We start from the raw sequence: 18,575 nt of genomic DNA, 5'->3' as shown, positions 1-18,575 counted from the left end.
GAGATTGCCTTCCATTTATTCATTTGATAAGTTTTCCATAGCAAAAAAAGAGTGCACGAATTACTCGAAACACTCTTAACTAAAAGTATATAATACTAGTAATATTACTTCTTCTTTAACAAAATCGGTAATTTCACGTGACTTGGATATTCTTCCGTATGATATATACTTTGAGCGACGACCAATTCCTTTGGATCGTCATAAGGATTTTCCCCTGTATTTGAATTTGGAAATGAAACAAATTTACTCGAAGATGTGATAGAAAACCTAATCTTACATCCTTTTTTAAAGGTATAAGCTATCGGTTGCATATAGATACTGTATTTTTCAATTGCACCTGGTTCAAGTAGTTTTGGAGCATCATAACCATTTCGATATTTTGCCCGCACGATATAGTTAGAAAGATGAATTGAATTTCCCGTTCCATCCACTTCACTTAGATTCACAACCCAGTCCGTATCCACTCCTGAGCTTGCGGCGTATATTTCGGCGGAAAGTTCACCTGCTACTACAATGTTATCTTCTAGAACATCACTTGTATAAACTAGTATATCATTTCGAATTTCATGTTTATTTAGTATGTCAGGCTCTCTGTCTCCACTAAATTCAAACGGTTCTTTTGGATTGTAAATAAAATGGTCCACTTGAGCAGATTCTGCCAATTTATTTTGCAAAGAGCCGTCTCCATTACTTGAATTGGCATTTCCATTACTGGATAAATAAAAATTCGTCGTTGTAGACTCTTTTGGAGTCCAATCATCTGATTGCTTCCATTCATTATCACCAACAACATAGTACGTTGCTCTTGGTTCTTTATCGATACCATTTTCTACTCCTTTTAAGTATCGATCAAACCATCGGAGCACATTGACATCATAATCGTAGACAACTGAATTATTGCCGAAGTGTAGACCTTTAAGATCTCGTGCTCTATTTGGATTATGCTCCCAAGGCCCAAGTACTATTTTCCGGTTCGGTACATCATGCTTCGTTAACATTCTCCAAGTCTCTGACACACCTGGACCATCCCCATCATACCAACCAGAAATCACAAACATCGGGGCCTTTACTTGATCCCCTTTTTCAGAATACGTACAATTTCGCCAAAAATCGTCATACTCTGGATGCTCACTCCAAAGATCCCATGGACCCGAGTTCTTCCCAATAACTTTTTGGGGAATTTCTTTTATAGGTCTTGCGTCAACCGCTTCCTCCACACTTACTGCTTCCCCTGCGAATATACTAAAATCGGTTCTAGTTCCTACAGATTGCGCTAACGTCCAACTGAGCAATGGCCAAGAACAAACGGTACCACCTCTCCTTACCGTATCGGTAAAAGGTGAACCTACATTTACTTCATTAACGACTGCTTTCAAGTTGGGATGTCCACTTGTTGATGCCGCTGTGACAACATAACCTAAGTAGGATGCTCCCCACATCCCAACATTTCCATCCGACCAATCCTGCTTAATAATCCAATCTATCGTATCGCTGCCATCATCGCGTTCATAATAAAACGGAACTAAACTTCCTTCTGAATCTGCTCGCCCACGAACATCTTGATTTACAACTGCATAGCCTTTATTGACCCATCGCATTAATTGTTCTTTCTTTTGATTTCGATCATAACAAGTTCTGATTAATATGGTCGGTACTTTTTTAAAATCCCCTATTCCCTCTGGAAGATAGACATCCGTAGCCAATTTCACTCCGTCTCTCATTGGAATTAAATAAGTGCCTAAGTCATTTATTCCAAATTCCGATTTCGACAGGTTTGGCTTATCGTACACAACTAAAGGAGTTATTGCTTCATAGCCCTCTTTCACGAGTATCTCCATACCATATCGATTAGGACAAACAAATGCGATTACTTTTCCACTTAGCGTAACGACATCGACAGCTGTGTCATTTCGAAATGCCCATACTTGGGATGTTTCTACTTTGTTTTCAATTGTCGCATTATAAGAAATATGTTTTGTATAATAATCCTTATTTCCAAGAAGAACTTCATCACCCGACCAATCCGCTTTTGTATAAAACTCTAAATTTGAATGGATTTGACGAATCGGTAAATTCGCTTGAAAATCTTCTGCCAATGCATTTTCTTTCATTTGCGTTCGTTGACGTTTGTTAACTTTCGAATGCATTATTTCATTGTCATGAAATTTAATTTTCCCTTCGTACACGCCCGCACAATAATAATTGAAAATCGTTTCATTTAAATAATTACTCATGTCCGTTCCCCCAGACCTCTTCGAAAACTCGTAACCAATTTCCACCGATTATTTTTTGTATATCTTCATCCTTGTAACCTCTACCTACTAGACCCCTCGTGAAATTAATGAAATAACTATACTTCTCCAAGCCAGCAACTGTTTCCGTTGATGGACCATCTCCCTTTTTGAACCCTAAAAGAGGGGCAATCTTTTCTTTAAAATAAATTAATGACCACGTCACGTCACTCATCGGCCAATCCGTTCCAATACCAACGTGATCAACACCTACCAGATTAACTATGTAGTCAATATGATCCAATACATGATTAATTGTCGTAGCATTTGGATCATCGTGCACAAACCACGGCATTGCAAACACTCCTACAACCCCACCAGTACTCGCAATTGCCACTATTTCTTCATCACTTTTACATCTCATATGATTAAAGATATTTTCTACCCCTGTATGTGATGCAATGACCGGTTTTGTAGAGTATTTACATGCATCTAATGTTGTTTGTTTTCCACAATGTCCTGTGTCAACAACAATACCGAGTTCATTTAGGCGCGCAACAAATTTAACTCCAAAATTGGTGAGCCCCGCATTTGATTGCTCCGCACAACCAGCACCTATATAATTTTGTGTATTATACGTTAGTTGAAGCACCCTCAATCCAAAATCATGCATTGCATCAAGTAGTTCAAGATTTGTTCCAAGTCCTTCCGTTTCCTGGGCAGTCACGATTCCCGCTTTTTCATTATTTTCTTTCGCTCGCTTAATATCGTCAGCAGTTAAAACTTTCGTTAACCAAGGCAGCTTATCAAATTGCATTTGTACTTCAGCCATACTCGAAATAATACTTTCATGATCCGATAAACTTATTTGTCTATTTGCAGCGGTGATTCCCGATTGGTACCACTCTTCTTCAAATGCTGAAACCTCATTATTTGCTGACATTTTTGCAATGATTTTTCGTGACATCCCACTATAGGTCATAGGGTCATCTTGAAACGGCTCACATTTCTCTTTTAATTCCTCCGAAATCTCTTCCGAAATGGCTTGCGGCGATAATGGACCTTGAAATAGCAGATCGATAATAATGCTAGCGTTATGTAAGTTCTTTGCTCTTTCTTCCTGTTCTTTTGTTAATTGGAAATCAAATAGCCCTTTTTGAAAATTAATCATTGAATCTCCCCACAATCTCTTCATATATGAAATTAGCTGCTGCAATATCCTCTATTGCTAGTCCTAGTGACTTAAAAATCGTTATATCTGTTTCAGATGCCCTGCCTGTACTTTTATTCATTAATATTTCTCCAATTTCCCCAATAATATGATTTGGGGTAATCATTCCTTCTTTTAATGGAATTAAATAGTCACCTGATTCATTTTGAGCAGATTCTATACTATCTACATAAAATTTAGACTTTCTCACTAGCTCTGAATCTAGTTCTCTTTCATCGGGTCTACATGCTCCAACTGCATTTACGTGGACACCTTCTTTAACCCAAGCATCTTTTAAAATTGGATCTTTTGAGGAAGTTACTGTGCAGATAATGTCAGCATCTAATGCTGCCTCTTCAGCTGTATCACACAGGTTTATTGACACCTTAAATTTCTGTTGCATCTCCTCTTTAAATTGGTTCGCATTTTGGAAATTACGACTCCATATTTTCACTAATTCAATTGGCCTAACTGTTAACATAGCTTCTAAATGGGCTTTTGCTTGCGTACCTGTTCCTAAAAGACATAATATTTTTGAATTTACTCTAGATAGTTTGTCAGTTGCAAGCGCACTAACTGCTGCGGTTCGGATTGCAGTTATTTCCGAACCATCAACAACTGCCATTAATGCCCCATTCTTAGCGGCAAAAAGTAATACAACTCCTTGATGCGATGGTAGACCATGCTTATGATTATTAGGAAAGACCGTAATTACTTTCGTGCCGAGTACTCCATTCTTCTTTAAATAACCTGGCATTTGCCCTAATACATTTTCATCATCTACCGCTACAACAGAACGCAATACTTGGGTTGCCTCCCCTTGAGCTAAATCTATCAAAGTACCTTCCATAACTTTCATACATGATTTCATCGATAGTAACGCACTTACTTCATCTTGGTTAATGAACAACAATAACCTTCACCCCTTCATTTTCACGAAAGTCATAAACACTTAATAATTAGTTTAGCATAATAATAACGGGCTATTCGAAATAATTAGATAAATTTCGTTGAAATGATTTTTATTTGATCTTGCAAGCAAAAGGGGTTATGAATCCTCTAACAATTACATATGTTAAAATGAATAACTACTGGGGAAAGAGGGAGTTCTATGTTTATTTATGTTGTAAAAATGGGGGATTCCTTATTCTCTATTGCGGCAGAATTTCAGGTAACAATGGATAGCATACGTATAACGAATGGATTAAATACAGATAGCTTGGTACCAGGACAAGATTTACTTATTCCAACGAATATGTACACAGTTCAACCTGGGGATTCGCTCTATTCTATTGCCCAAATGAGTTTCATTTCTGTCGAAACTTTACGTCTCATAAATGGGTTACATTCCGATAAGTTAACGGTTGGCACGAAGTTGTATTTGCCTCCAAGAACTAAATACGGAGCAGTAAATCTTAGCTATATATTGCCCTCAACACCTACAAAAAACAAAAATATGATTCAGAGTGCCGCTCCTATAAATACTTTTTTCGGAGTTTTTGAATACCACATTCTTGCAGATGGAACTTTGAGCTCTTTGGATGATCGGCAACTTATTCGAGTAGCAAGAGAGAATAAAGTCGCACCACTTGTGGTAATTACTAATCTGACATCAACAGGATTTAGTGCCGATTTAGCAAATCGAGTATTAAGTTCCCCCGAAGTTAGAGCACGTTTAATTCAAAACATCTACAATTTAATCAAGAGTAAGAACTATGCTGGTGTAAACATTGATTTTGAAATGTTGCTAGAAGGACAAAGGGATTTATATACTAGTTTTCTTCGTTCGTTAAGAGAAAAGTTGAAGCCAGAAGGATACTATACTTCCGTCGCTATTCCAGCTAAGATCAATGATAAACTTCCTTATTTAAAGGCTTATGATTATGGAGGAATTGGTGCCGCTGTTGATCTTGTCTTTATTATGGCCTATGATTTTCACGAAGCGACAAGTTTGCCCGGTCCTATCGCCCCCATAAAACAAGTAAGGCAAACGATTGAGTATGCACTTAAACATATGAAAGCAAGTAAAATTATTCTAGGCGTACAACGTTACGGTTATGATTGGAAAATGCGTGATAGTACCGTCATAGATGCCCATGCCGTTTCAGTAGCTATGGCTATAGAAACAGCTATGAAACATCAAGTACCGATTCAATATTCCAAAGAATACCAACAACCTTTTTTCCAATATAGAGATGAAACTGGAAAAAAACATATTGTGTGGTTTGAAGATTCAAGAGCACGAGCTAAGAAACTCAATCTAGTCACGGAATACCATTTAAAAGGCATCGGGGAATGGCAATTGGGGTTCCAGTTTGCCCAGTCTTATCTATTAGTAAGCGAATTTTTAAAAACTCAAAAAGTACTCTGAGATTTGTCATACGAAAGCGCAAGAGCCATTTAATCCTTCACATTTCCCAAGTGCTTTAGACGAAACATCCACTACACTATTATCGTTAGAATTATGGATCGTGAAGTGACTACGTCACTTCACGATCCATTTTTTTCGGTAATCTTGTGGCGGGTGTTTGTCCGTCGACCTCTTGTAATATTTAGAGACATGGTGCATTAGGCTTGGTTAATGAGAGATTAAATTTTGTCCTACTCTATTAAAAGCGGACGAAGATGCAATTTCGTCCGATCAGCGCTTCTTTATCAATGGATACTGCCTATTTCCCTCAAGTTCCACAGGGGAGCTGGTATTATCAAGTTTAAACGTTCAACTAAGAAGTTAAAAACTGTCATAGAGCAACTAATTGCAAGGTGGAAGCAACAGTTTCTAAACTGAAAGCAAAAACTCCTTGACGAAAGCAACCATTTCTCTATGTAAAGAGTTAACTTTATGCGAGATGGCGCAAATCAGCGTAAAACAATCCTTGTCAAATGGGAAAAAGCTACGGTGGCTGTGGAACTCCCTCCTTAGCCCGCACGATGCGGGTCATGTCTACTTCGACACAGGATGTGGCAACCTCGAGGCGCAATGTGCTTCTGCGACGAGCTTTGCGCAGGAGCACAGGAGTTGGAAATTTATACCTGAAATATCCCTTTGATTAAATTTATTACTTTGCTAGGTTAGCACCAACCTAAAAGCGCATAACGTCGACGGAAAAAAACCAGACACAAAATTACCGCAAAAAGTAGAAGACTAGTTGTAGTAGTTAGTTTTCAAAATTATTAATTTTTTCAAAAAATATGGTACAATTATATTATTAAAGAAAATTTTTCTAGAATATTTGATAGAGAGGAATTTTTTATGTTAACATCAGAACCGCTGACAAAAATAGAAGAGATGGACAAATACCTTAACTCTTTTGGAAAACAAGTTGCAAGTTCGGATATTTGTAAGGCATTGGATTTTATTTTCGGAATTCATTTAGAGGAAGTTCCCGTCTTAGACAAAACCTTTTTAGAGACAACACCTAAAGCGGCAATAGATATGTATATGTATCAATACGAACAGGAAATGACTTGTATTGAAATTCGCACAATGTTAAATCAAATTTTTGGTATTAATTTAGTTGGAATCGATACATTAGGACGACAACGAATTTCTTTATTTACCAAAGGTCAGTGGTTTGTTCAAAATGAAAAAGATTTATTTATTATTCATACTGGTGTAAATGATGTAGATGTAAAGATTTTACCAACAGCATATTTTAAAAGACAAACTGGATTATCCGTTTTACCAGAGGACCTACAACATTCATTATCAAGTCTTGGATTCTACTATGATGATAAGATACAAGATTTCTATTTCTTAAATCCTAATAACGAATCAGTGCAAGATCAATTTAAAGGACAAACAATAGGTGCTATTGTCGAAGTAATTCAAAAAGATTATTCCCATCTATAAATGAAAAACCCCCTTTTTCCATTGGACGAAAAAGGGGATTTTTCATTTATTTTATTTCCCAAAAGAGGACAGGAACTTCACACGATCACCCATTGGAGGCACATTGTTATCAATTAAGGCCACCTCTAAAACAGCTGGACCATGTAAATTTGTTAAATTATTAATCACTTCTTGAGTCAGATCTTCCATATTATTCATTCTGAAACTTGGAATATTCATAGCCGCAGCCATTGCTGCGATATTAATAGGCTCTTGTTCAAAAGATGGATGCGTACGCTTATATTGTAGGGAATGCCCGTGATATACCATTCCTAGCCGTGCATTATTCATTACGATAAACAAAACAGGAATATTATATTCTTTTGCAGTTAATATTTCCATCCCATGCATGAAGAAGCAACCATCTCCTGTAATAGCTACGGAAGGACGGTCCGGTTCAGCGAGTTTCGAACCTATCGCTGAGCCAATTCCACTTCCCATTGCTCCAAAATGCACGTTTATATCAAATGTATTAGATTCTAAAACGTCCATGTGATGAATGACATAGGCCATGAATTCACCAATATCAACAGAGAATCTAGTGGACGTAGGCAAATATTCTTGTAACTTAAATAATACGTTTTTCGTGTTATATTCCTCAGTATTCCTTATGTCGACTTCCTTTTTCTTTTGCGTCGTCATTTTTCTAGAAAATTCATACGTTCTTAATTCTTCTATTAGATAACTTAAACTCAATTGAATATCTCCTAAGACTGGAATATCAATTGGATATTTTCGATTAAACACAGTCGAATCAAAGTCCATTTGTACAGTGAAACGGCCTTTTGTAAGATGTTCATTATAATTACTCGTTGCTGTTTCTCCTAAGCTTGATCCAACAATTAATAATGATTTAGCGTCGCCTGTACTTATTAAATTAGAGGCATTTTCATGTGCTGCAAAACCGAACACACCAGCTAAAAGTGGATGTTCTGTCGGAATTAGCCCTTTAGCTTGCGGTGTTGTTATAATTGGCCAATCCAGAATTTCTGCTAACTCAATTAACTGCTCAACAGAATTCCTAACACCTTGCCCTACAAGAATATAGCCACTTTCTTTTTCCACAAGATTTTTAGCTACTTCCTTAATGATAGTCAAATTGGGAATTATCTCTTCTTTATTTATAAATGAAGGTATTTCGGCTTGTCCACCATCTCCATGTTGAACATCTATCGGCATTGCAATGTGCACAGGACCCGGCACTCCGGACATCGCTATTTCAGTTGCCTTCACCACTTCTTTGAGTAAATCCTTTGAATCTGTCACCGTTACACTATATTTCGTAACTGACTTGAATATCGGGTCTGCATCCAGTTCTTGAGAAGCATTTAAACCCATCGTATTTACTGGAACGGCTCCTGTGAAAAAGAGGATAGGCAAATGCTCGCGCATTGCATTAGCTGCTCCAGTCACCAAGTTTGTTCCTCCAGGACCACTACTACCAATACATACGCTCATCTGTTTTGAATACTTAGCATAGGAAGCTGCCATATAGGATGCTGCTCCTTCATGCTTTGTGACAATCGGTGTGATTTCGGGCATATCATAAAGCTCATTAAAAAATGCATTAACTGAACCTGCTGGAATACCAAAAACATGTGTTACTCCAATACCTTTTAAATATTCTAACACTGAACGAACGGCTTTCATGTAAAGTCCCCCTGAGTTAATTTATTTTATTGTTCTTTTGAATATAAGTATCTCTTAGCAAGCTCCTGGGCCTCTATTGGTTTACTAAAGTAATATCCTTGCATGATTGAACAGCCTTTTGATAATAGAAATTCTAGTTGTTCTTTTGTTTCGACACCTTCCGCAATCACATTTAAATTCAAGTTTTGTGCCAAAGTAATAATGGTATTCGTAATCGCTGCATCATCAACATCTTTTTCTAAGTCTTGGACAAATGATCTATCTATTTTCAGTGCATCAATCGGAAAGTTTTTTAAGTAGCCTAATGATGAATATCCAGTACCAAAGTCGTCAATGGCTATGTTCACTCCCAGATCTTTCAATTGCTTCATCTTTTTTATAGTAATTTCTGTGTTTTTTATTATTTGGTTTTCAGTGAGCTCTATATGCAAACATGCTGGAGGAAGTTTCGACTCTGCTAATATATCTTTAATCATTGAAACTAGGTTATCCTCTTCAAACTGACGTCCCGACAAATTAACAGACATACTCATAAACGAATACCCTTGCATATGCCATTCCTTCAACTGTTTACAAGCATTGACTAAAACCCATTTCCCTATTGGAACGATTAACCCTGTGTCTTCGGCGATTGGTATAAAATCTACAGGTGAAATCATTCCTTCTGTTGGATGAACCCATCTTAATAATGCTTCCGCTCCAATAATAGTATTATTCTTACTATCAATTTGTGGTTGATAATAGATAACTAACTCATCCTTATCTAATGCTTTGTATAGAGCATTTTCTAATTTAATACTTTCAAGCGTGCGATTAGTCATTTCGCTCTCAAAAAAGTGGAAATAAGTACCTGATATCTCTTTCGATTTATACATAGCTGCGTCTGCGTTCTTTATTAAATCTTCGGCAGTATCTCCATCCTCGGGAAATAAACTAATACCAATACTTGTTTTAACATAAACCTCGTTTTCTTTTAAAGAAAATGGCTTAAAAAAGGAATCTGTTACTTGTTTTACAGCTTTCAATACCTCTTGTTCACTTTTAATATTTGGTAAGACAATTGTAAATTCGTCTCCTCCTTGTCGTGATACAATCGCCCCTTTTGGAATACTAGCGCTTAATCGGGCTGCCACATCGCGCAATAGAAGATCTCCATAGCTATGCCCTAAACTATCATTTATTAATTTAAAGCGATCTAAATCTAAAAATAGCACTGCTACTTTTTGTTTACTTACCTGCGCATCTATTAATGCTTGATTTAGCGTTTCATATAAACGCACTCTATTAGGTAATTTCGTTAAACTGTCATAGTAAGCAAGATATTTTATTTCTTCCTCCATTTGTTTCCGTTCCGTTATATCTTTAAATGTAACAACTTCCCCGTGAACTGTGTCCCCTTCTTTTATTAACGAAATGACATATTCCACACATAGGCTAGAGTTATCCTTTTTAAAGAACTTTTGATCTCCTTCAGAGTATGGTGAAGTTTGGTGTTGGGTTTTATTTCCTTTGAAGATTATATGATATGGTTTACCTATTAACTCCCCTGTTTCATAACCCAATATAGATTCGCTGGCGGGATTACAAAATGTAATTTTCCCATCCAAGCCTATGCCGAAAAGTCCGTCTCCGGCCGAATTTAAAATCAATTCCTTCTCTCGACTAAGTTGTTCTAATTCCGTAACAACCCTTTCAAGCTCTTTATGCTTATCAATAATTTCGGAAGTTCTTTCTTCTATTATTACTTCCTGTTTTTCCATATATAGCAAATTCGAAAGTGTAGAAGCGGTAGCATCCGCTATAGACTGTGCTAGCTGTATATCTGATTCTGGAATAGTTAGCTCATATTCTTCCAGTTCTACAATCGCCAATGCTCCTAAAACCTCTCCCATCGCAACTAACGGCAGCATGAACATTCCTTTTATACCAAATTTCAGACATGCATCATGATTTGGTCTTTCATCTTCTAATACCTTTGGAATAAGCAAAGGTTTTTTTGTTCCTATCACTTCTTGGAATACAGGATCATTTGCTGAGTCAATACCCAACATGTTATGGGTATTCTTCCAATCTTCCTCCGTCCAATCACTATCCCTACTTAAACTTGCTGGCTTAATAGCTTTTTCAACTAAAGGGTCTAGGAGGTGGACACCAATATTAGGGTTTTTCAACACTTTCCCTACATAGAAGAAACATTTGTCGATAACTTGTTGCATAGAAGAGCACATAGATAGTTCACGTGTAAGATCTAATAATAATTGCTTTTCTGCGATCAGATTCTCCTTACGAGTCAAATTTGATGCATTTCGTATAGCAACACCAGCCATATTCACATAAGCTTCAACCGTTTGAATTTCTTCTTCTGTTAAATTCATAGGAATTCCGTAATCAAACAAAAAAACAAGTCCAAATAATTCATTTTCATAAGAAATAGGCAGAACTAATAAGGACTTGATTTTAAAGCCTTCCACAGCTCTAGGATCTGGTCGATCATCCTTAGAGGTATCTGGTATATAAATTGTTTTTTGCGTTTCAATTACTTCTTTTGCAAGAAGATCAAATTCAGTCTCAATGACATGCATATCTAATGTCATTCCATTAATGATTTCAGGTTTTCCAACATATCCTCTGAATTTGCCGTCTGCCTGGGGCAAATAAATTCCTACAGAATCGCATTGCACGATTTCCTCTGATATAGCTGTGACTACATCTTCCAATACTTCACGTAATTCAAGCTTCGTATTTATTAACTTGGTTATATTAGCGAGACGTGAGTATCTCGTTTGTTGTTTTACCATTCGCGCCCCCCCATTTCTAACGCTTGCAACACAAGCTTTTAATAATTATCAAAAAATATAGATTATCTACAATCTTAACATTTTAACATTTCATTTAATATTCATTTTCATATCAAACAAAAAAAAAAATACTGTTTTCCAACCTTTACAATCTAAGGGAATTAGAAATTCAGCTTTATGAATCCACAGACTTTTTCACAAATAGCGATTAGGTTCATAAAATATAGAATGACGACCATCTGCGATAAAAAGGAGTATGTAGAAATGAAAGAATCGATGGTACATTTATTTTCCACGGCCCTTGGAATGAACAACAATCGAAAACATGTCGTAACTAGTCCTTATATAGAACTCTTAGAAGAACAAAAATCCTTAAACCTGCATTATATGGAGCAATCTTCTCACTTGAGGGACTTATGTCAAACAATATTAGATAAAGTACAAGATCAAGAAATAGCGGTAGACGAACAAAAAAGAATCCAAAGACAAAATTATTTAAATCTCAGAAATATGGTAATAGGAACCGCTCAAACCACAAAAAAATACAGCTTCCATATAGGGAGGCTTACTGACTCTAATAAAAGGATAATGGAACAATCGAAAAAACAAGGGGAAGTATTAAATATTTTGCATCGAAGGATTGTTAGACAAAAGAATTTTTTAAATAATTCTTCTGTTAATCAAAGCAGATATATGAAAAATTTCATGGAGAAATACAGCTCTTTGGAGCAAATGAATAAAACAATCTTGGACAATATAATGCTACAAAAAGAGGAACAGGAAAGATTTTTTAGTGATTTCTTGGAGATGTTCAACAAACAAAAAGACACTCAAGAGAAAAATAATTAAATTCCAATAATGAATCCATAGAAAAGACTAACAATTGAAACTGTTTATATGAAATAGTGAAAGCAGACTGTTCAATTGAAACGAACACCCTGCTTTCCCTTCTCTTGCTAGAGTTTCCTACTATAAATTAGTATTGAAATTTAACTCGAATAGCTGCGCTAATTGTTATTTGGCCTTGTTCAATTGGAGTATTTGCCGATTCAGACATGGCAACTGATTTAAATAGTACAGGACCCGCCGCCTCATTCACTTCTACAATTTCTATCGGTTGTGGATGTAATGGTAATTTCATAGTATCAGCGATTGTTTTTGCTTTCAATTGTGCATTTTGAAGAGCTAAGCGGAGAGCTTGTTGATAAGTAGAATCTGCATTTTCAATTTTAAATTGAATTCCTAAAATGCGATTTGCACCATTTTGTACGGCTGTATCAATGACAGTTCCAATTTGACTAGTATCTTTTAGTTTTACATTAATCGCATTTGTAACTTCATATCCACGCAAGACTTGTTTTCCTTCTATATAGTCATAGTTTGGAAATACATTATATGCTGCAGTTTGTATATCCTCTTTTGGAATACTAAGCGCCAAAATGGATTGGATTACGCGATTCATGATGTTTGCATTTTCCTGCTGAGCTATACTAACATCTTTACCCTCCGTAATCACTTCTATTTGAATTTGAACATAGTTTGGTTGAACGGAAATCTTGCCATTTCCAGTCACCGTAATAACTCGCATAGGAGGTAATGAAGGATGATGAACGTTTGAATAATACATAGGATCGCCCCTTCCATAATGTTGTGCATACTAACATTCTATGCTTTTTGTTCAGGGAAGTTGTTGCAATATATTTAGTTCTCCGCTACTACCTCTTTACCACCAAGTTTAAAAAGGATTATTCCACCGATAATAATCAATACTCCTAATAACTGTTGAAACGTAAAAGGTATTTTTTCTAAACCTAACCAGCCTAATGAATCCCAGAGTAGTGCAAAGCAAAGCTGCGATGTAAGTACAATAGAAATCGCATATGTTGGACCAAGTAATTTGATACTTTGAATCACGCAGATTACTACACCCACTCCGATAATCCCACTAAACCAATACCAATTTTTCATATTATCCAACATCCACATACGTTCACCTTCTATGATGAAACCAATGAGAAACGAAGCAAAAAATCCCATTCCTAATATCAAGGTTGTCGCTGTCCAAGAACCCGTTTTTTCATTTACTTTGGTATTAAATATATTTTGCAAGCTTAAGAAAAAGCCTCCAATTAGTGCTATTACTAATCCTACAAACATCTACTCAACTCCTCTATTCATTCATAAATATTGTGGTTAGCAAGAACACTTAACCCATCACGATCTTTTACGTTGATAAACTCTTTATTACGTTCAATTAACCCATCTGCGCATAACTGATTAATGACTCGATTTAGATGTCGATAGCTCGTTCCGATAAGACCAGCAGCATCTTTCAAATCTTTTATAGGGAGCCGACCTTTAAAATTAGTATTCGATTCATCAAAAGATATGGACATTAAATAACTTGCTAAACGTACCTCTACTGGATACATCATGTTAAAACTAAAAGAATTATCCTTAATACGAAATTTCCTTGTAATGACCTTAAGTAAAAACTGCAGGAGAGGAGGATAGTTCATCCCATACTTTTTTAACCAATCGTAGTGGATCCCAATCATACAAACTTGCGTGACAGCTTCAACCGTATTGATCAACTCAATATTTTGTATGAATTCAATATCCCCCACTATTTCAAGCGGGGATTTAAAAGCAATAATTAGCTTATGCCCTTCGGAAGAGGTCATAAAAATTTTTATCTTCCCCTTCACAAGGATATATAGATGACTTTGGGGTTCTCCCTGTTCACAAATAATTTCTCCTTGATCAAAATTATATAACGACAAGTAGGGCATTAACTCTTTGTTAAATACAGATGCTATTTGATGAGAATGTAAATAATAATTGAGTTGCTCACGATCCTTCATTTGCTTCATGGTTTTTCGCCTCCCTGCTAGCCATTCAAAGTCCTAACATCACAACACCAACTACCATCATTCCCATACCGATAAACTGGGGTAATTTCATCTGCTGCTTACCTACACCAAACCAACCATTAATATCAATGACAAACGTCAAACTTAGTTGGGCAATTAAAACTGCAGATATAGTAAGCGTTACGCCAATTTGACGAATAGATGTAATATTACTAAAAATAATAACTGCGGCCATGGCCCCACCAGTTAAATATAACGGTTTCACTTGCTTTAACATTTGCCACTTGCCATCACGTACGAACAAAACGATGAACAAAGCTAGCACAAACCCGGTAAATTGTGTAATTGCTGCCGTCTGCCACGTACCAATATCTTGACTAATTCGGGCATTAGCAACACCTTGCAAAGTAATAAATGCACCACCTAATAACGCGAAGAAGATCCCTTTCATTTTGCATTTCCCCCATTCGACTTGTTATCTCTATTTAAAGATAGATCCATCCGTTTTGGAAAGGACATATGTCCTTATATTTTACTCCACTCAAAAATAACATGCTCTAAAACAAATGATTCTTGTTTTTAGAGCATGTTATATAGGAAAATTTTTTCTGCATTTTTAATTTAAAATTTTTACTTTAACCGTTTTACGGCCCCAATTGAGCGCTGAATCTTTTGTTGGAAAGAAAATATCTATTTTATTTCCTTTAATTGATCCACCCGTATCTCCGGCAATCGCTTCCCCATACCCTTCTACCCAAACTTTTGAGCCAAGTGGAATGACTGTAGGATCTACAGAAATGACTTTTTTGTTCGGATTTGCACGTAAGTCGATGCCTGTAGAAGTCACCCCCGAACATCCTTTACATGATGCTGTATAAGCTGTTGAAGATACAGTTATCTCTTTTGTTGCAGACTTTGGTTGAGCAGTTTTTACAACTGTTTTCGCAACAGGTTTAGTAGTTTCGTTTGATGTATTAGATGATTGAGCGGTAGGCGATGAAGCAGTATTTACTTTAGCTTGAACAACCTTTGTTCCTTCAAGTACTAATTCATCTCCCGGAAAGATTAAATCGCTTTTAAGCTGATTGTGATCCATTAAATCATCGACCGTTAAATTATGTTCTTTCGCAATATCGAAAAGTGTATCTCCTAGGACAACTTTATATGTATCAGCTGATTCCTCTACCTTTAACTGTTGAGATGGATATATAACTGTTGTATCAAGACCGTTCCATTCTTGTAAATCTTGTACACTTACATTCATTTCTTTCGAAATGGCCCAAAGCGTATCTCCTTTTTCTACCGTATGAATAGTCGATGCGGAAGCTTGTCCCGTCGCTCCTACTGATAGTGTTACGATTGCTGCTAGTGCAATAATGTGTTTTTTCATAAGATGAATTTCCTCCTTTTCACTAACAAAACTTAGTTTACCACCAGAAGATGACAGGACTATTGCAGATTCGTGTGAAGGAGATATCATTTAAATGACAAAATTCGACACATTGATACAATTGTAATATTTTCATTAATGGAAGAATTTATAGGGCTTTTTAAAGGTATTCACATGCACTAAATATACAGTAAATAGATATCATAAATGCGACCCTTTTTAGTTTAAGTGCTCCAGTCTATTCAGAAACCTTATAACTCTCACATTCTCTTTTATTTCTAGTAAATGAATACCTGTATCACCTGTTGCAAATGCAAACTCACTGGAATTCGGCTGACGTAGAAACGCTTTAAGCAAATGTGAGATTAAACCACCATGAGAGACAATCGCCACTCTTTGATAATCTCTGTAGTCAAAAATAACTTTTTGAAAAATCCTTTCTGCTCGAAAACGAAGCTCCAAGTCGGACTCGCCATTTTCAATTGGTATATGAGCTGGTCGCCCATTCGGGGGTAATGGATATTTGACAGCCGCTTTTTCTCTCGAAAGCCCTGCAAGCACCCCATTATTAAATTCCATTAAGTCATTTTCTACAATTAATTCACAGCCTATTGCTTTTTTTAAGATGACAGCCGTTCTTTTCGCTCGTTTTAATGGACTGGCTATAATAATGTCTGGTGGGAAATGGTTTGCCGCATAATCAGACATTCTTCGTGCTTGCTGCTCCCCCAACTCCGTTAAAGGAAAATCCGCTTTACCTTCGTGTACCCCTAGTAAATCAGCTTCCGATTGTCCATGTCTAATAATAAGTAATTCCAATTGATTCACTCCTAATTCAGTCTCAATCATATTCTTCAGCTAGCGTTCGCTTAGCAAATCGAAGTAACATTCAATCTCTCAAAATTACCTAGTTTCTATAATTTAATTTAAATTATACCTAAAACGGACCATAATAAGAAAAATAATCTAAGAATTATAATAACTAAGTTATATTTACCTTCAATTAATTCAAGTATTTTCTAAAAATATTACAAAACACAAACATTATAAAATATATTTCAAAAATTATTCGCTTATTATCTATACTCTATATTTATTTTGCTCTATAATAGCGAATATGATTTCAAAATACGAACATTAAGGCGGAATTTATGAGAGAGTATACGCAAATTTTTCAAGGGACAGCTTTTACCAGTAAATCACCAAAAGAAGTAGAAATTCTTTATGATTGCCTATTCTGCATTAACAGCAACGGAATGATTGAAAAAATAGTCGCTCCAGAGGATACAGTCTATCAAGACTTATTAGACACTTATCAAGGAAAAGAAAACTTTCATCGTTTAGAAGAAGGTCAATATTTCTTACCAGGTTTCGTGGATTTGCACGTACACGCGCCGCAATGGGCACAATCCGGAACTGCATTAGATATTCCACTTTATGACTGGTTAAATACGTATACATTCCCACTTGAGTCTAAGTTTTCAGATTTAGCTTTTGCAAAAAACGTCTACGAAGACGTAGTAAGTACTTTGCTCGCAAACGGAACTACGACGGCACTTTATTTTGCAACTGTCCATAAAGAAGCAAGTTTATTACTAGCTGAAATCTGTGCGAAAAAAGGGCAACGCGGTCTAGTTGGAAAAGTTGTAATGGATGACCCTGAACAAAATCCAACATTTTATCGGGATGCAGATACTCAAACTGCATTAGCTGATACGGAAGAATTTATTTTAGCTGTCAAGGAATTAGCAAAATCAACTAAACAAGGGGTGTACCCAGTAGTCACTCCTCGCTTTATTCCAAGCTGTACTGAAGAAGGTTTAAAAGGTTTAGGAGAACTTGCTGCCAAATACGATACGTATGTTCAATCGCACTGTAGTGAAAGTGACTGGGCACATAGTTATGTCAAAGAACGTTTTCAAAAGAACGATGCCTTTGCATTGAATGATTTTGGTCTATTACGCGATAAGTCCGTAATGGCGCATTGTAATTTCTTAGATGAGGACGATGCAGATTTATTTGCCGAAACGGGAACCGCCGTTGCCCATTGTCCAATTTCCAATACTTACTTTGCCAATAGCGTTATTCCTATTGCTCATTTGCATTCCAAAGGTGTTGAGATTGGTTTAGGTTCTGATATTTCTGGTGGCTTTTCACCTAGTCTTTTCGATAATGCAAGACAAGCTGTGATGTCTTCAAGAATGTTAGAGGATGGTGTTAATCCGGCTCTTCCCGCTGATGAACGTGGCGTGCCAGCTTCACGGATCACAATAAATGAAGCATTCTATTTAGCAACCGCTGGTGGAGGAGAAAGTTTGAGCTTACCTATTGGTCGTTTAGCAGAAAACCATGCTTGGGATGTACAAATCATTGATACAAAAATAGCATCTGCAAAACTACCGATTTTTAACGAGCATGAAGACTTAAACGATGTGTTCCAAAAAATAATGTATCTTGCTCGACCAGAAAATATTCGCACAATATGGATTCAAGGAGAAAAAGTTCATTCACGATTGTAATACAAAAAAACT

15 protein-coding genes are annotated in these 18,575 nt (G+C 36.4%); 4 read left to right on the top strand and 11 right to left on the bottom strand.

What is annotated here, in order from left to right:
• Positions 1–104: 104 nt before the first annotated feature.
• Genes ACEPXD_RS01670 through ACEPXD_RS01660 form a run of 3 tightly spaced genes read right to left on the bottom strand, consistent with a single transcriptional unit; the run spans position 105 to position 4,354 of the window.
• On the bottom strand, positions 105–2,234 hold the full coding sequence (locus ACEPXD_RS01670; RefSeq protein ID WP_391119300.1) for a CocE/NonD family hydrolase: 2,130 nt from the start codon (positions 2,232–2,234) through the stop codon (positions 105–107).
• Positions 2,227–3,402, bottom strand: a complete 1,176-nt coding sequence (locus ACEPXD_RS01665; protein WP_391119298.1) for a dipeptidase — start codon at positions 3,400–3,402, stop codon at positions 2,227–2,229. The genes ACEPXD_RS01670 and ACEPXD_RS01665 overlap by 8 nt, the downstream gene beginning before the upstream one ends.
• Complete coding sequence (locus ACEPXD_RS01660; protein WP_391119296.1) at positions 3,395–4,354, bottom strand: ornithine cyclodeaminase family protein; 960 nt, start codon at positions 4,352–4,354, stop codon at positions 3,395–3,397. Before ACEPXD_RS01660 ends, ACEPXD_RS01665 begins: the two co-directional genes overlap by 8 nt.
• A 198-nt stretch (positions 4,355–4,552) precedes the next feature.
• Here ACEPXD_RS01660 and ACEPXD_RS01655 point away from each other — a divergent pair, with 198 nt between their 5' ends.
• Entirely contained in the window at positions 4,553–5,812 is a 1,260-nt protein-coding gene (locus ACEPXD_RS01655) for a glycosyl hydrolase family 18 protein (RefSeq protein WP_391119294.1), read from the top strand.
• An 882-nt stretch (positions 5,813–6,694) separates the two neighbouring features.
• The gene (locus ACEPXD_RS01650) at positions 6,695–7,294 is read left to right on the top strand and encodes a hypothetical protein (protein WP_391119292.1); all 600 of its coding nucleotides are present in this window, start codon (positions 6,695–6,697) and stop codon (positions 7,292–7,294) included.
• Between the two features lie 51 nt (positions 7,295–7,345).
• Here ACEPXD_RS01650 and ACEPXD_RS01645 read toward each other — a convergent pair whose 3' ends face one another.
• Positions 7,346–8,983: a thiamine pyrophosphate-binding protein gene (locus tag ACEPXD_RS01645; protein ID WP_391119290.1), complete on the bottom strand. Its 1,638-nt coding sequence runs from the start codon at positions 8,981–8,983 to the stop codon at positions 7,346–7,348.
• Between the two features lie 26 nt (positions 8,984–9,009).
• Positions 9,010–11,781 carry an EAL domain-containing protein gene (locus ACEPXD_RS01640; protein WP_391119288.1) on the bottom strand — a complete coding sequence of 924 codons (2,772 nt, stop codon included), beginning with the start codon at positions 11,779–11,781 and terminating at the stop codon, positions 9,010–9,012.
• A gap of 264 nt (positions 11,782–12,045) precedes the next feature.
• Here ACEPXD_RS01640 and ACEPXD_RS01635 point away from each other — a divergent pair, with 264 nt between their 5' ends.
• A complete protein-coding gene (locus tag ACEPXD_RS01635) occupies positions 12,046–12,630 on the top strand; it encodes a hypothetical protein (RefSeq protein ID WP_391119286.1) in 585 nt (194 codons plus the stop codon).
• Positions 12,631–12,757: 127 nt separating this feature from the next.
• On the opposite strand, the gene ACEPXD_RS01630 is transcribed toward ACEPXD_RS01635, so the two are convergent.
• The 6 genes from ACEPXD_RS01630 to ACEPXD_RS01605 all read right to left on the bottom strand — a co-directional run bounded on the left by ACEPXD_RS01630 (position 12,758) and on the right by ACEPXD_RS01605 (position 16,863).
• Positions 12,758–13,408, bottom strand: a complete 651-nt coding sequence (locus ACEPXD_RS01630) for an SIMPL domain-containing protein (RefSeq protein WP_391119285.1) — start codon at positions 13,406–13,408, stop codon at positions 12,758–12,760.
• Positions 13,409–13,482: 74 nt separating this feature from the next.
• Complete coding sequence (locus ACEPXD_RS01625; protein ID WP_391119283.1) at positions 13,483–13,938, bottom strand: DMT family transporter; 456 nt, start codon at positions 13,936–13,938, stop codon at positions 13,483–13,485.
• A 17-nt stretch (positions 13,939–13,955) separates the two neighbouring features.
• Entirely contained in the window at positions 13,956–14,654 is a 699-nt protein-coding gene (locus tag ACEPXD_RS01620) for a Crp/Fnr family transcriptional regulator (protein ID WP_391119281.1), read from the bottom strand.
• A 25-nt stretch (positions 14,655–14,679) separates the two neighbouring features.
• Positions 14,680–15,105 carry a DMT family transporter gene (locus ACEPXD_RS01615; RefSeq protein ID WP_391119279.1) on the bottom strand — a complete coding sequence of 142 codons (426 nt, stop codon included), beginning with the start codon at positions 15,103–15,105 and terminating at the stop codon, positions 14,680–14,682.
• A 165-nt stretch (positions 15,106–15,270) separates the two neighbouring features.
• Positions 15,271–16,044 (bottom strand): LysM peptidoglycan-binding domain-containing protein, encoded by a 774-nt coding sequence (locus tag ACEPXD_RS01610; protein WP_391119277.1) that lies wholly within the window; start codon positions 16,042–16,044, stop codon positions 15,271–15,273.
• Between the two features lie 219 nt (positions 16,045–16,263).
• A complete protein-coding gene (locus tag ACEPXD_RS01605) occupies positions 16,264–16,863 on the bottom strand; it encodes a histidine phosphatase family protein (protein ID WP_391119275.1) in 600 nt (199 codons plus the stop codon).
• A gap of 332 nt (positions 16,864–17,195) precedes the next feature.
• Here ACEPXD_RS01605 and guaD point away from each other — a divergent pair, with 332 nt between their 5' ends.
• Entirely contained in the window at positions 17,196–18,563 is a 1,368-nt protein-coding gene (guaD, locus tag ACEPXD_RS01600) for a guanine deaminase (protein WP_391119273.1), read from the top strand.
• Positions 18,564–18,575: the final 12 nt, after the last annotated feature.

The sequence above is a fragment of the Psychrobacillus sp. L3 genome (assembly GCF_042945595.1).
In the GTDB taxonomy this organism is placed as follows: domain Bacteria; phylum Bacillota; class Bacilli; order Bacillales_A; family Planococcaceae; genus Psychrobacillus.
This window is presented reverse-complemented; position numbering and strand designations above follow the sequence as displayed.